Genomic DNA, 239 nt, shown 5'->3' with positions numbered 1-239 from the left:
AGGGTGCCAAGTTCTGGCTGCAGGTGGTGACCGAACTGCGCAACCGGGGCGTGCAGGACATCTTCATTGCCTGTGTCGACGGGCTCAAAGGTTTCCCCGAAGCGATTGAAGCGGTGTTCCCAAGGCGGTGGTGCAGCTGTGCATCGTTCACATGGTGCGCCACAGCCTGAACTACGTGTCCTGGAAGCGAAGAAAGGAGGTGGCCGCCGACCTGCGCCGTATCTACACGGCCGCCACCG

Annotated in this window: 1 pseudogene; it reads left to right on the top strand. The window is 61.9% G+C overall.

What is annotated here, in order from left to right:
* A pseudogene (locus SJH88_RS19655) lies at window positions 1-239 on the top strand (transposase); the annotation flags it as partial.

The organism is Comamonas sp. GCA5 (assembly GCF_036541385.1).
GTDB classification, from domain to species: domain Bacteria; phylum Pseudomonadota; class Gammaproteobacteria; order Burkholderiales; family Burkholderiaceae_C; genus Comamonas; species Comamonas aquatica.
Note: the sequence above shows the minus strand (reverse complement) of the source record. Positions and strands in the feature narration are given on the sequence as shown.